The sequence below is a fragment of the Streptomyces sp. SS7 genome, assembly GCF_037993025.1.
Taxonomy (GTDB): domain Bacteria; phylum Actinomycetota; class Actinomycetes; order Streptomycetales; family Streptomycetaceae; genus Streptomyces.
Genome location: NZ_CP141223.1, coordinates 238,664 through 251,226, shown reverse-complemented (window position 1 = coordinate 251,226; position 12,563 = coordinate 238,664). Strand labels below are relative to the sequence as shown.

General features: G+C 72.8%; 15 protein-coding genes and 2 pseudogenes. 12 read left to right on the top strand and 5 right to left on the bottom strand.

Annotated features, from left to right (window positions below; genetic code table 11):
• Positions 1–12: 12 nt before the first annotated feature.
• On the bottom strand, positions 13–210 hold the full coding sequence (locus tag U5640_RS01185) for a DUF6229 family protein (RefSeq protein ID WP_340373922.1): 198 nt from the start codon (positions 208–210) through the stop codon (positions 13–15).
• A 248-nt stretch (positions 211–458) separates the two neighbouring features.
• On the opposite strand from U5640_RS01185, the gene U5640_RS01180 reads away from it, so the two are divergent.
• The 7 genes and pseudogenes from U5640_RS01180 to U5640_RS01150 form a co-directional block, all read left to right on the top strand.
• Positions 459–1,253, top strand: coding sequence for a thioesterase family protein (locus U5640_RS01180; RefSeq protein WP_340373921.1), 795 nt, complete (start codon positions 459–461; stop codon positions 1,251–1,253).
• Between the two features lie 167 nt (positions 1,254–1,420).
• Positions 1,421–1,579 carry a hypothetical protein gene (locus tag U5640_RS01175; RefSeq protein WP_340373920.1) on the top strand — a complete coding sequence of 53 codons (159 nt, stop codon included), beginning with the start codon at positions 1,421–1,423 and terminating at the stop codon, positions 1,577–1,579.
• 128 nt (positions 1,580–1,707) lie between these two features.
• The gene (locus U5640_RS01170) at positions 1,708–2,499 is read left to right on the top strand and encodes an SGNH/GDSL hydrolase family protein (RefSeq protein ID WP_340373919.1); all 792 of its coding nucleotides are present in this window, start codon (positions 1,708–1,710) and stop codon (positions 2,497–2,499) included.
• A 53-nt stretch (positions 2,500–2,552) separates the two neighbouring features.
• Positions 2,553–2,720, top strand: a complete 168-nt coding sequence (locus tag U5640_RS01165) for a hypothetical protein (RefSeq protein WP_340373918.1) — start codon at positions 2,553–2,555, stop codon at positions 2,718–2,720.
• Between the two features lie 101 nt (positions 2,721–2,821).
• Positions 2,822–3,358, top strand: a complete 537-nt coding sequence (locus U5640_RS01160; RefSeq protein WP_340373917.1) for a putative immunity protein — start codon at positions 2,822–2,824, stop codon at positions 3,356–3,358.
• 99 nt (positions 3,359–3,457) lie between these two features.
• A complete protein-coding gene (locus tag U5640_RS01155; protein ID WP_340373916.1) occupies positions 3,458–4,057 on the top strand; it encodes a TetR family transcriptional regulator C-terminal domain-containing protein in 600 nt (199 codons plus the stop codon).
• A gap of 105 nt (positions 4,058–4,162) precedes the next feature.
• Positions 4,163–4,377 (top strand): annotated as a pseudogene (locus U5640_RS01150) (helix-turn-helix domain-containing protein); the annotation flags it as partial.
• 179 nt (positions 4,378–4,556) lie between these two features.
• On the opposite strand, the pseudogene U5640_RS01145 reads toward U5640_RS01150, so the two are convergent.
• Together U5640_RS01145 and U5640_RS01140 are read right to left on the bottom strand one after the other, a co-directional pair.
• Positions 4,557–6,045 (bottom strand): annotated as a pseudogene (locus tag U5640_RS01145) (APC family permease).
• Between the two features lie 91 nt (positions 6,046–6,136).
• The gene (locus tag U5640_RS01140) at positions 6,137–7,792 is read right to left on the bottom strand and encodes an amidohydrolase (protein ID WP_340373915.1); all 1,656 of its coding nucleotides are present in this window, start codon (positions 7,790–7,792) and stop codon (positions 6,137–6,139) included.
• A 152-nt stretch (positions 7,793–7,944) separates the two neighbouring features.
• On the opposite strand from U5640_RS01140, the gene U5640_RS01135 reads away from it, so the two are divergent.
• Positions 7,945–8,556 (top strand): TetR/AcrR family transcriptional regulator, encoded by a 612-nt coding sequence (locus U5640_RS01135; RefSeq protein ID WP_340373914.1) that lies wholly within the window; start codon positions 7,945–7,947, stop codon positions 8,554–8,556.
• 627 nt (positions 8,557–9,183) lie between these two features.
• Here U5640_RS01135 and U5640_RS01130 read toward each other — a convergent pair.
• The gene (locus tag U5640_RS01130; protein ID WP_340384858.1) at positions 9,184–9,849 is read right to left on the bottom strand and encodes a hypothetical protein; all 666 of its coding nucleotides are present in this window, start codon (positions 9,847–9,849) and stop codon (positions 9,184–9,186) included.
• Between the two features lie 5 nt (positions 9,850–9,854).
• Positions 9,855–10,430, bottom strand: coding sequence for a sigma-70 family RNA polymerase sigma factor (locus U5640_RS01125; RefSeq protein WP_340373913.1), 576 nt, complete (start codon positions 10,428–10,430; stop codon positions 9,855–9,857).
• A gap of 140 nt (positions 10,431–10,570) precedes the next feature.
• Here U5640_RS01125 and U5640_RS01120 point away from each other — a divergent pair, with 140 nt between their 5' ends.
• The 4 genes from U5640_RS01120 (at position 10,571) to U5640_RS01105 (ending at position 12,528) form a co-directional block, all read left to right on the top strand.
• Entirely contained in the window at positions 10,571–11,059 is a 489-nt protein-coding gene (locus tag U5640_RS01120; protein ID WP_340373912.1) for a copper-binding protein, read from the top strand.
• Complete coding sequence (locus tag U5640_RS01115) at positions 11,049–11,510, top strand: hypothetical protein (protein WP_340373911.1); 462 nt, start codon at positions 11,049–11,051, stop codon at positions 11,508–11,510. Before U5640_RS01120 ends, U5640_RS01115 begins: the two co-directional genes overlap by 11 nt.
• Before the next feature lie 545 nt (positions 11,511–12,055).
• Complete coding sequence (locus tag U5640_RS01110) at positions 12,056–12,373, top strand: hypothetical protein (protein WP_340373910.1); 318 nt, start codon at positions 12,056–12,058, stop codon at positions 12,371–12,373.
• On the top strand, positions 12,340–12,528 hold the full coding sequence (locus tag U5640_RS01105) for an alpha/beta hydrolase (protein WP_340373909.1): 189 nt from the start codon (positions 12,340–12,342) through the stop codon (positions 12,526–12,528). The genes U5640_RS01110 and U5640_RS01105 overlap by 34 nt, the downstream gene beginning before the upstream one ends.
• Positions 12,529–12,563: the final 35 nt, after the last annotated feature.

Here is a 12,563-nt window from a genome sequence, read left to right as displayed (position 1 = left end):
TGCCTCAGGGGATCAGCAGCACCAGCTGCCGTGCGACCCGCTCGGGCTGGAACAGAAGCCGTAGAGGGAGTCGCTCGGGTCGGTGAGCGCGGCCTCGGCGGCAGCGCCACCGACGTAGAGCGGACCAGCGGGATTGACCTGCCCGTACGCGCTCTCGGCACCCGACAGCCAGGCGTCGAGCACCGCGGTGTGAACACTGATCTGTGGCATCGGCGGCCTCCGGAGACGGAAATTGCGGGACGGATTGCCCAGCCCCGAGTATCGCGGCGATCGAACATCTGTCAGACGGCTAATCCGGCCACAGTCGGGTGGGGCGGGCGGGACCCCGTACCACCTCTGGGGCCGACGGGCCCGCCCGGCGGTGCCGCCGGGCCGTCGCGGCTCCCCGACGGAATGAGCAAGCGCTTAGTAGCATGGTGCGGGACAGTCCGGCGGACCACGGAGGGAAGGGCACAGCGGTGTCGGAAGCAGAGGCCTTCTACCAGCGGGAGAGCCAGGACAGGTTCCTCCCCACCCCGTCCACCCGAGGGCCGTGGGACGCCGACTCCCAGCACGCCGGCCCGCCCGCCGCGCTGCTCGGGCTGGCCGTCGAGCAGCGGCCGGGGGCCAGGCCGGACCTGCGGGTCGCCCGGCTCACGTACGAGATCATGCGTCCGGTCCCGATCCGGCCGCTGACCGTGGCCGTCCGGGTGCTGCGCTCGGGACGCAGCACCGAACTGGTCGAGGCCGTCCTCACGCCCGAGGGCGGCGCGGACGTGATGCGAGTGACGGCGCTGCTCCTGAAGACGGCGCCGCACTCGGTTCCCGAGGTGACGCCGGGCCCCCAGGTGCCGGGCCCGGCGAGCGCGCTCGCGAAGCCGTTCTTCCCCGTGCCCTGGGACCGCGGCTACCACACCGCGATGGAGGTGCGCTTCGCGGCCGGTTCCTTCCTGGAGCCCGGCCCGGCGCAGGCGTGGATGCGCATGCGGGTGCCCCTGGTCGCCGGGGAGGAGATCGCACCGCTCAGCAGGGTGCTGATCGCCGCCGACTCGGGCAACGGCGTCAGCGCCGAACTGGACTTCCACCGCTACGTCTTCATCAACGCCGACCTCACCGTCGGCGTGCACCGCCACCCCGAGGGCGAGTGGGTCTGCCTGGACGCCCGGACGATGGTCGACGCCGCCGGCATCGGCATCGCCGAGTCCGCCCTCCACGACGAGAAGGGCCCCCTCGGCCGCAGCACCCAGAGCCTGTACGTGGCACCGCGCGGCTGAGCGCGCTAGGCGGCCGCGCCGCGGGCACCTGTCCCGGACCGCGCCCCGGCCGCGCCACTCCGCCCCCCGCACCGAGGCGTCGAGCGGGCGAGGGCGGGTCCCGGGCGGCCGAACTCGCCCCACAGCGGCTGGGCCGCGTACCCGGCTTCGGTCAGGGCGAGCCGGACGTGCATCAAGGCGACCCCCGCTCGCGGGCCGCCGGGACGGCCAGGGGGCGCAGCGTCGGCGTGCACGAGGTCGACGAGCACTGGATGTACGTGCCCCCGGTGCCCCACACCTTCGCCCGCCCGCTCGGCAGCACCGACGACTCCGACGTCACCGCCTGACGCCGCTCGCGGCCGCCCGCGGGGCCGCAAGGCGCACCTCGGCGCATCGGGCAGCAGCCCGACGCTATCCTCATAGTCAACAATGCACCTAGGTGCTCAGTTGCCTATGCGGACAGGGGAGCGGGTCCATGACGAACGGTGCCTATCTGCGGTACGTCGCCCTGGGGGACAGTCACACCGAAGGGGTCGGCGACGGCGACGACACTCACGGCCTGCGCGGCTGGGCCGACCGGCTCGCCGAGCACCTGGCCCGCCACAGCCCCGGTGTGCACTACGCCAACCTCGCCGTGCGCGGCCGCAAGGCCGACGAGGTGCGTGCCGGACAGCTCGCCCCGGCGCTCGCGATGCGACCGGACCTGGCCACCGTCGTCGCCGGGGTCAACGACCTCCTGCGCCCGAGCTTCGACGCCGACGAGGTGGCCGGCCACCTGGAGGCGATGTTCGCGGCACTCACCGCCCAGGGCGCCACGGTGGCGACGCTGGCGATCCCCGACATCGGGCGCATAACACCGCTTGCCCGTCCGCTCGGGCCGCGGGTCCAGGGGCTCAACGAGCGCATCAGGGAGGCCGCCGGACGCCACGGCGTGGTGGTGGCGGAGACGGCCGCGCACCCCGTCGTGACCGACCCGCGTCTGTGGAGCGCCGACCGGCTGCACGCCAGTCCCCTCGGCCACGCCCGCATCGCGGCCGCCGTCGCCCACGCGCTGGCCCTCCCCGGCAGCGACACCGAGTGGACCCGGCCGTTGCCGGCCGCGCAGGCCCCCACCACCGCCTGGCGGACCGTCACCACCGAGCTGCGCTGGGCCGGCACCTTCCTCGGCCCCTGGATCGCCCGCCGTCTGCGCGGCCGCTCCTCCGGCGACGGCCGCCTGGCCAAACGCCCCGCGCTCCTGCCGCTGACCGAACCTTCCCGCATCTGACGCCGTGGCCGGACCAGGGCATCGGCCCGGCCCGCGCCGGGTACGGTGCCACGGTGACCGACGGACCGTACCCACGACTCTCGGACGCGTTCCCCGCACTTGCCGCCGAGATCGCCGAGCTGCTGCGCGCCGAGGGCGAACCGCTGGCCGAGGTGGTGGCCGACCCCTCCGTGCCGTCGCGTTCGCGTTGGATCATCGAGGAACCCGACGGACGGACGTGATCTCGGCCCTGGCGCCCGGCGATCCGGTCGACCGGTACCCCGTACCTGATCCTCCGACCGGGCCTCCGGGCCGGACCGGCCCCCTGGTCGAGGATGGCTTCATGGCGGAGGACGGGAGCGGGATCGCTCTGAGCAAGCAGGAGCTGCGTGAGGTCACCGCGTTCGCCGCGGCGTGCGCGGAACCGGTACTCGAGCTGTTCGAGGCCGATCAGCCGGACGACGCGCGGCCGCGCGACGCCGTCCGTGCCGCGTGGGAGTTCGCTCGGGGCGGCGAGCGGGGGAAGCCGTTGCGCGACACGGCGTGGGCGGCCCTCAAGGCGGCCCGGAGCGCGCACACCGCGGCCGCGAGCGAGGCGGCCCGGGCGGCGATGGCCGCGGCGGGCGCCGCCTACTTGCACCCGCTGGCCAAGGCCACCCAGGTCAAGCACATCCTCGGAGCCGCCGCTCACGCGGCCCGGGCCGCCGAACTGGCCGCCGGCCACGACCCGGCCATCGGCGCCGAACACGTCGATCGAGCGGTGCGCCGCGCGACACCGGCCGTCGTGGAGGTACTCGAGCGCTTCCCGGCGGCACCGGATGGCGGGGGACGGGTCGGCGCATTGACGCGCATGCTGGACGCCGGCCTCCGTTCACCGTGAGGGCCCGCGGCCCGCCCGTTCCCGCCCCATGTCGGTCACCCGTCCAAGACGCTGGGATAGGATGCACGGGAATCTCGGCCTCAGGGGAAAGCAGACTGCATGGCTCGCATGGCGGCGAAAGACCGACGGGAAGAGCTGATCTCAGCGGCGTTCCGCGTCATGGTCCGCGACGGAGTCACGAAAGCGACGACGCGCGCGATCGTCAATGAAGCGAACATGCCCCTGGGGGTCTTTCACTACTGTTTCAGCTCTCGGGAGGAACTCCTCCAGGAGGTCCTCACCCGCTTCACGGCGAGGAGTGCCGAAGCGGCGTGGAAGGCCCTTCACGAGGGCGGTGACCTGAGTGAACGCGTCTACCGGAGCCTGGGTGCCTTCTGGGACGGCGTGGAGCTCAGTCCGGGAGAGCACCAGGTGACCTATGAGCTCACGCATTACGCCTTGCGGCAGGCCGGTTTCGAGGAACTGGCCCGCCAGCAGTACGAGAGTTATCTGCAGGTCCACCAGAAGCTTCTCACGGAGGCCGCCGAGAGCGAGGGGATCCGTTGGACCGAGCCGGTTCCGGTCCTCGCCCGTTATCTGAACGCCGTACTGGACGGCCTCATCCTGTGCTGGCTGGTCGACCGCAACAGCGAGGACACGCGCGAGGTGCTCCGTCTGACCGGCGAGCATCTGCTGACCTTCGCCGACAAGAACCGATAGCTGCAGGTCGCCGTCGCGGCCGAGGAGGTGGGACGTTCCGTGGCAGTCGCTGGTCCCGGGCTACCGGGCGCTGGATCGGCTCGGCGTTCCCCGGGGCGGCCGCCCGTGCCGCTGGAGCGCATCGTCGCGACCGCTGCCCGGATCGTGGACGAGGACGGCTCCGACGCTCTCTCCATGCGCACGCTGGCCCAGCGCCTGGGCTCCGGCACGGCGACGCTGTACGGCACTTCGACAACCGGGCGGCGCTGGTCGCCCATGTTGTGGACCGCATGTTCGGCGCCGTGGAGCTGAACGGCGAGGAACTCCTCGCGATGGGCTGGCTCCTCGGGCAGCAGGTGACCGCCGTGGCGGTGCACCCGCCTCCTCGGCGCCGGGGATGTCGCGGGCGAAGTGCTGGCCGTCGATCCCCGCGCTGCGCAGCACGGGAGTAAACGGCGCGGGGCGGTCCCGCGTTCCGGCTTGCGGCCGGACGGCGGGACCGCCCCTGTGCGCACATCGGTCAGGCGGCGTCGACGTCGGTGGTGGCGAGCTTGGCGTAGACCTCGGGCCGGGTGCGGCGGATGTGTGCGGCACGGGCCGTGCCGGCCAGGAACACCGCCGGGACGAGCGCGATCAGCGTCCAGTTGACGGCCGCGCCGGCGCCGGTGAACAGGTCCAGGCGCTTGCAGACCAGCACGGTGACGGCGGTGAGGAGGACGCCGGCCGCGGCGGGCGCGACCAGGGTGCGCAGGCTTCCCTCGCCGTGCTCGGCGCGGTTGCGGCGGAAGAAGGAGACCACCGCGAAGGCCGCCAGCGCCTGGAGGACGAGGATGCCGACGACACCGGGAGTGTTCACCCACAGGAAGAACTTGGTGTAGGGGTCGACGCCGATCGAGGCGAAGACGGCGACGACCACGACCGCCAGGGCGCTCTGGGCGACGCCGGCCACCCACGGCGAGCCATGCCTGGGGTGCACCCGGCCCAGCGACGCCGGGGCGACGTTCTCGGCCGACAGGGCGTAGACGTACCGGGTGATGGCGTTGTGGAAGGCGAGCAGGGCGGCGAGCACGCTGGTGACGATGAGGACACGCTGGACGTCGGTCGCCCAGCCGCCGACGTACTGGGTCATGGCGGTGAAGAACATCTCCGCCGGGTTCTTCGCGGCGACGGCGACGGCCTGGTCGCTGCCGAACGCCTGCACGATGATCCAGGCGATGAAGGCGTAGAAGAGGCCGAGGAAGCCGATCGCGAGGTAGGTGGCACGGGGCACGGTGCGGTCGGGCTCGCGGGCCTCCTCGCGGTAGATGGCGGTGGCCTCGAAGCCGATGAACGCGGCGACGGCGGAGACCGAGCGGTCCGCTCATCCCCGAGACGAAGATGTTCGAGGGAGCGAAGGAGTCGAAGCTCAGCCCGCTCGCGCCGCCCTTGACCAGGACCGCTCCGGCGAGGAGCACCAGGATGGCGGTCTCCGCGATCAGCAGGGCGGCCAGGACCTTGGCGCCGAGGTTGATGGAGCGGAAGCCCAGGAACCAGACGACGGCGATCCCGGCGAAGGCGTACACCGGCCAGGGCAGGTCGACGCCGAGGAGGTCGTTCGCGGTGGTGGAGGCGAAGAAGCCGAAGGCGCCGAACAGGCCGATCTGGAGGGAGTTGTAGGAGAACACGGCGAGGAACGCCGCCCCCAGCCCTGCCGGACGTCCGAGGCCCCGCGCGATGTACGAGTAGAAGGCGCCGGCGTTGCGGATGTAGGGCGTCATCGCGGTGAAGCCGACCGCGAAGAGGACCAGCAGGACCCCGACGGCGAGATAGGCGACCGGGGCGCCGATGCCGCCGAAGAGGATGGCCAGGGGAGCGACGCCGGCCATGACCGTGAGCGGGGCGGCCGCGGCGACGACGAAGAAGACGATGTCGGCGACACCGAGACTGCCGCGCTGGAGGTGCGGGCTCGGATCGGCCCCGGCGGCCGATGGGGGCTGCTGGGGAGCGGTGGGGACGAGGGGCTCGGTCATGAGGTCTCCGCAGAGTGTGTGTCGTCGAGGAGCGGGCGAGATGAGCGAGATGTCGGGGAGACGCGGACCCGGCCGTGAGGACGACGTGGGTCTATCGTCTCCCGGGCCGCGTGCCGCGGGGAGCGGGGGCGGGGTGGGTACGCCGGCCCGCGAGCCAGGTGCCCAGGACGGGGAGGTGCGCGAGGTCGCCGGGGGCGGTCTCGGCCGGGTCGGCGGCGAGATGCACCAGGTCGGCGCGCATTCCGGGGCGCAGCGCGCCCCATTCCTTCTCCTCGAACGCCTGGTGGGCGCACCCTGCGGAGTAGGCGGCGAGAGCGGTGTCGACGTCGATCCGCTCCTCGGGGAGCCAGCCGCCCTCGGGAACACCCTGTGGCGTCTGACGGGTCACGGCGGTGGCGATGCCCCGCAGTGGTTCATGGGCGGTGACCGGCCAGTCGCTGCCGAACGAGAGCCGGGCACCGGAGGCGAGCAGGGCGGCGATCTGGTACTGCCGCCCGCCGCGTTCCGGGCCGATCCTCGGCAGGGTCAGCTCGGTCATCAGGGGATCGGGCTGGGCCCACAGCGGCTGGAGGTTGGCGACCACGCCGAGGGCGGCGAACCGGTCCAGGTCGGCGGGGTCGATCAGCTGGGCGTGGGCGATGACCGGACGGCGGTCGCGGGCGCCGTTGGTGCGGGCCGCGGCCTCGATCGCGTCCAGGGCCATCCGGACTCCGCCGTCGCCGATGGCGTGGAGGTGCGCGCGGAAGCCGAGTGCGTCGACGGCGGTGACGGCCTCGGCGAGCTCCTGGGGGGACCAGTTGGCGATGCCGTGCGAGTGCGGGCAGTCGCTGTAGGGCTCGAGGAGGGCGGCGGTGCCGGCCTCGATGACGCCGTCGGCGAAGAACTTCACGCTCCGCGCGGTCAGCAGCCCGGGAGCGGAGCTCTCCACCTTGTCCCGGTCCGCCGTGAAGCGGAGGATGCGCTCGCGCCAGCCGTCGGGTTGCAGGACGAAGGCGAGGTCGGCGCGTACCGGAAGCCCCGGCCCGGTGGTCGCCGCGGTGACCCAGACGTCGGCGTGGTGCGGCTCCACCCAGGCGTCCTGCACCCAGGTCACGCCGGCCGCGGCGAACCGGGCGGCGGCCTCGCGCAGCGCCGCCACCTGCACCTCGTGGGACGCAGTGGGGATGAGGGCGAGCACCGGGCCGAGAGCGCCGAACTCGCGAAGCGTGCCCAGCGGCTCGGACGATCCGTCCCGGCGCAGGATCTCCCCGCCCACCGGGTCCGGCGTGCGGGCGGTGTAACCGACCCGGCGCAGGGCCTCGCTGTTCACCCAGGCGGTGTGGTGGTCCATGGTGCGCAGGACGACGGGACGGTCGGGTACGGCGGCGTCCAGCCACCGGGCGTCGAAACGGCCGTCGGGGGCGAGCCACGGGTCGAAGCCGTCACCGGTGATCCACTCCGTCTCCGGGTGTTCGGCGGCCCAGTCCCGTACGGCCCCGACGATCTCGTCGACGCTCGTGCGGTCCCGGACGGGCACCCCGGCCAGCCCCAGTCCTCCCATCACGGGATGGACATGTCCGTCGCCGAACGCCGGCAGCAAGGTCCCGCCGGCCAGGTCGACGACGGTGGTGCGCGGTCCCCTGGCGGCCAGCGCCGCGGCGCCGAGGGCGGTGATCCGGCCGTCGGTGACGGCGAGGGCGTCGTGGACGGGGGTGTCTGCCAGCCCGGTCCGGACGGTTCCTTCGGTGAAGACGATGTCGGCATGCATGGCGTCGGACGGTGCCCTTCCTTCGGCCGGCTGCCTAACTGAAAGGCATTCGGTTTCCGGTAATGTAGGCGCCGCCCAGGCGACTGGGAAGAGTTTTACTGAATGTCATTCGGTAACTTCTGGGTTACGGCACACGAAGACGAGGAGCCACCGTGGGACGGCCGCGCACACCTCTGCTGGACCGTCGGCGCATCGGTGCGGCGGCACTGCGCCTGGCCGACGCGCAGGGCGCACTCTCCATCCCGGCCCTGGCCAAGGCGCTGGGTGTCGCCCCGTCCGCGCTCTACCACCATGTCGCCGGCCGCGACGAGATCATCTCGCTGATGCGCGAGGAACTGGCCCTGACGACCGGAGGCGACCAGGACTGGTCACAGCCCTGGGAGAAGGCCCTGGAGGGCTGGGCCCGCTCCTACCTCGCCGCCTTCGCCGCCCACCCCGGGGCGGTTCCCCTGCTCGCCACCGCCCCACTGGCCGAACCCTTCATGCACGCCATGTACGAGAAGGTCGCCGAGCTGCTCCTCGACGCCGGTTTCGCCGCCAAGGAGGTCATGCCGGTGATCACCGCGCTGGAGAGCTTCGTCCTCGGTTCCGCCCTCGACCTGGTGGCGCCGCCCGTGATGGTCTCCGACGTCGCCCGCGACACGGCTCCGCACCTCAGCGCCGTACTCGACCAGACCCCCGCCGACCGCAGCCGCGCCACCCTGGCCTTCGACCTCGGGCTGCGCGCCCTGCTCACCGGATTCCGCGACCTGCTGCGTCACTGAGGGCAGTCGCGGACGGGGCCCTGCTCGGCCCGTCGACGCGGCACCCTGGCCCCGTCGGAAATGGTCACGTGCCCTGTGCGTGCCTCGGCCCGGGTGCTGTAGGCGTCCGTCGTCCTGACGCGGTCACCGTCACGGGTCGGGAAGGCCGGCTTTCGCCCCCGGACCGACAGTCCCGCCTCAGCGCCCGGCGCCCGCCTGACGGCGCGCACCGCCCACCGCGCCGATCTGCTGGACGCCCTGAGGTCGGCCGTCCCCGAACGCTCCCTCCACCTCGGCAGGCGCTGCGTCTCGGTCGACCCACCCCCAACGGAGACGAGATCAAACGACACGTCGGAGCGACTCCATCGCCGCGAAGGCCCGCGAGCGCGTGTGCGAGCGGTCGCCGACGGGAACGAATGAACATGTAGTTGTTCCGCATGGCTGCGTACCAGGCCCTCGTCCGACTTCGATGATTGAGATCGATCAGGGGGTTCTCATGTCCGGCGAGAGCACAGGTGAGGCCGAACCGAGTGGGATCGCTTCAGGTACGCACAACCAGGTTTCTGGATCCGTCATGGGGCCCCTGGTGCAAGCCGGAGTCATCTACGGTGGAATTCATCTGTAGTCTCTGGAGGTATTCAGCCGGCCTCACGCCGAGAAGCGTGCCGTGGCCAGGACCGTTCCGTCCGGGCCCACCAGGCGGGCGCCGGTCGTGGTCGTCGGGTCGACCGGGGTCGGCGCCCCCCAGTAGCCGTAACCGTCCTTGAGCGGGAACGACCCCACCGGGACCGTCGACCCGTCGGCGCGGACCAGCAGACACCGCACCGGGCCCCGGTCGGTCCCGGGGAGCTCGACGGACATGTACACCCAGCTCCGGTCGCCGCCGTGAGCGAAGAAGCGGCCCACCTCGTGGCCGCCGGAGACCAGGGCGGCCTCGCGCAGTCCGCCGTGCGTCCGCTGGGCGACCGGTGCCGGCGCGCCCTCGACCACCGTGCCGACCGCCCAGCCGCCGAAACCGCAGGCCACGGTCGCGGCGGCCGCGGCCGCCGCCAGCCGCAGCCGCTGCCTGCGAGGCCTCCGCTCCGGCACCGGGGCGGCGCCCATGGCCCGGACGACCCGGCTCTCGAAGCCGACCGGCGGCTCGGCCTCCGGCAGCAGGGCGAGCAGACCGTCGCCGACCGCCGTCAGCCGTTCGACGTGCTCCCGGCACTCCGGGCAACGGTCCAGGTGGGCGACCGCCTCGGCCCGTTCACGGGCAGGCAGGACCCCGAGCGCCAGTTCGGCGCCCTGCTCCCGCAGCCGCTCGCACTCCATGCCGCTCACCGCTTCTCCTCCGTCTCGAGAAGGGCGCGCACCTTGCGCGTGCCGGTCCGGATCCGTGTCTTCGCCGTGCCCAGCGGAATGTGCTCGGTGTCCGCCACCTCCCCGGCCGTCATCCCGTAGATCCCGGCCATCACCAGGGCCCGCGCCTGTTCCCGGGGCAGCTCGGCCACCGCGCGTCGGACCCGCTCGGCGTTGTCGTCGGCCATCGCCCGCCGCTCGGGCGTCTCGGTCACGACGTCGAGCAGCGTGTCCAGGTCCTCGGGCGCGACCGGCTTCGCCCGCCGCGCCCGTACCGCGTCGATCGCCAGGTTGTGCGCGATCGTCGTCAGCCAGGACCGTACGGAGCCCCGCCGGGGGTCGTACACCTGTGCGTGCCGCCAGGCCCGCTCGAACGTCTGCTGGGCGACGTCCTCGGCGAGTTGGGTGTCGCCCAGGACGGCGAGGGCCACGCCGTAGACCGTGCTCTGGAAACGGCGCACGAACGCCACGGCCAGCTCGGGATCGCCCGTGGTCAGGCCGGTGAGCAGTGCCTCGTCGGGCACCCGTCCGAAGGAAAGGGCCATGCGCCACATATCAGGAATACGTTCCGACGCCCGGAAGGGATTGCGCTCACCTCACCTCCATTCTCCCTCGGGCGATCCGCAATCCCTCCGCCCGCCGCGGCCGTACCCCTTGCAGGGGGGAGCAGGGGGACGATCCGGAGGACCGATTCATGACCATCCCGCACACCCGTGACCGCGTGCTCCTCGGTGTGGCCGCCGGCGGACTGACCGCCCTGCTGGCCGCCTGCGGAGGCGGCGGCAGCAACGGCAGCAGCAGCGGTTCCGGTACGACCACCGCACCCGCCCCGTCGATGGCCGCGGCCTCCGGGACCCAGGTCACGGCGAAGCTGACCGACTTCCACATCCAGCTCTCGACGCAGAAGTACCACCCCGGCCGGTACACCTTCACCGCGCAGAACATGGGCCACCACGAACACGCCCTGGAGCTGGACGGCCCGGGCGGCAACAACCGCAGCAAGACCCTGGAGCCCGGACAGTCCACGACCTTCACGGTGACGCTGAAGTCCGGCTCGTACCAGGTGTTCTGCCCGGTCGACGGACACAAGGACCTCGGCATGAAGACGCACATCACGGTCGGCGGAACCCCGGCGTCGCCCAGCACCAGCAACGACAACACCTCTACGAACAATGGCTACTGAACGGACGGCCGCGACGTTCGTCCTGCGCCTGGCCGGCGCGGGGCTGACGGCGGCGATGGCAGCGATCCATCTGCGCCTGTGGGACGAGGGCTACCGGGGCCTCGACACCATCGGGCCGCTCTTCCTGCTCAACGGCGTCGTCGGCCTCCTGCTGGCCCTGGCGCTGCTGGTCACCCCCGTACGCCGGCTGGTGCCGGTAGCCGCCGTGACCGCCCTCTTCACGGCGGGCACCCTGGGCGCCCTGGTGCTCAGCCTCACCACGGGGCTCTTCGGCTTCGTCGAGTCGATGGACGCGGAGCTGGTCCGCCCGACCGTGTACGTCGAGGCGGCGGGAGTGGCCGTCCTGGCCCTCCTGGCGGTCGTCGCCCACGGCCGCCCCCACCGCCGCGCGCACGCCCCTGCCCCCCGCCGTCGACACCGCACGGACGCCGGAGGCGCACGCCAAGGGTGACCCTGCCGCACGGGAGTCCGCCGGGCCTTCTCGGCCCGGCGGACTCCCGTGCGTCTGCCGGACCGCGAGCCACCCTGGCGTTGATCACACGCCGGCTTCAGCGTTTCGACGACACCCCAGGACGCTCGCGGTGTGCCCGGTGCTGCTCGCCGCCACTGCCGTCGCGCCCTACGCCACGCCCGCCACCGCCGCAGGCCCGGACCCGCTCGCCCGCTTCCACACCCAGCACCTCGACTGCCACGCCTGCGTGCTCGGCCCCGACGACGAGACCGGCCGCGAGCCGGACGCCGCGGGCGCCGACTGCGCCGACGTCACCGTGCCCCTGGACTACACCGATCGACGCAGCCGTACGATCCCCGTCGCCGTCTCCCGCCGGAAGGCGACCGACACGGCCCACCGTTCGGGCCCGCAGTTCCGGAAAGACGACGGATCGGCGTGGTGGCGGCCTCGACGGCCGGCGCGCCGACCTGGCCCGAACCGTAGGCCTCCTGGCCCGTGCCGCCGACCGGAAGCCGGTCGAGCCACCCCAACGACCGGCCCGTTGGTTGGAGTTCCTGCTGACCTCGGCGGGCTCGGCCACCGCCGGCCGGATGACGGCGATCCTCTGCGGCGACGTGGCGGAGCGGCGAGGCGCCGCCGACTACTGGCGCGCGGTCGAACAGTCGCGCCGCCGGCGGTTCCCGCTCGTCGGCCCCTGGCGAACGCCATCACCCCCTGCGGAGTTCTGGGCGCCGCCCGCCGAGGCACCGACCGTGCTCGACAACGACGTCCCGGCCCTGCTCCTCGCCGCGACCGGCGACCCTCGCAGCGTCGACTCCGGCGCCGGGCCATGCGCGAGCGGTGGCCGAGCTCGCGGCTCCTGACCGTCGAACACGCCCGCCAGCACGGCCTCTACGGCGAGTACGGCGACACCTGCGTCGACGACCAGGTCAACGCCTACCTGCGCACCGGCCTGCTTCCCGCGCAGGACCCGACCTGTGCCGCCGCACCGCATCCACATGGTCCGGTTCTCCAGTGATATGGACAAAGGCAGGTGGAATGCGAAGTGGATTG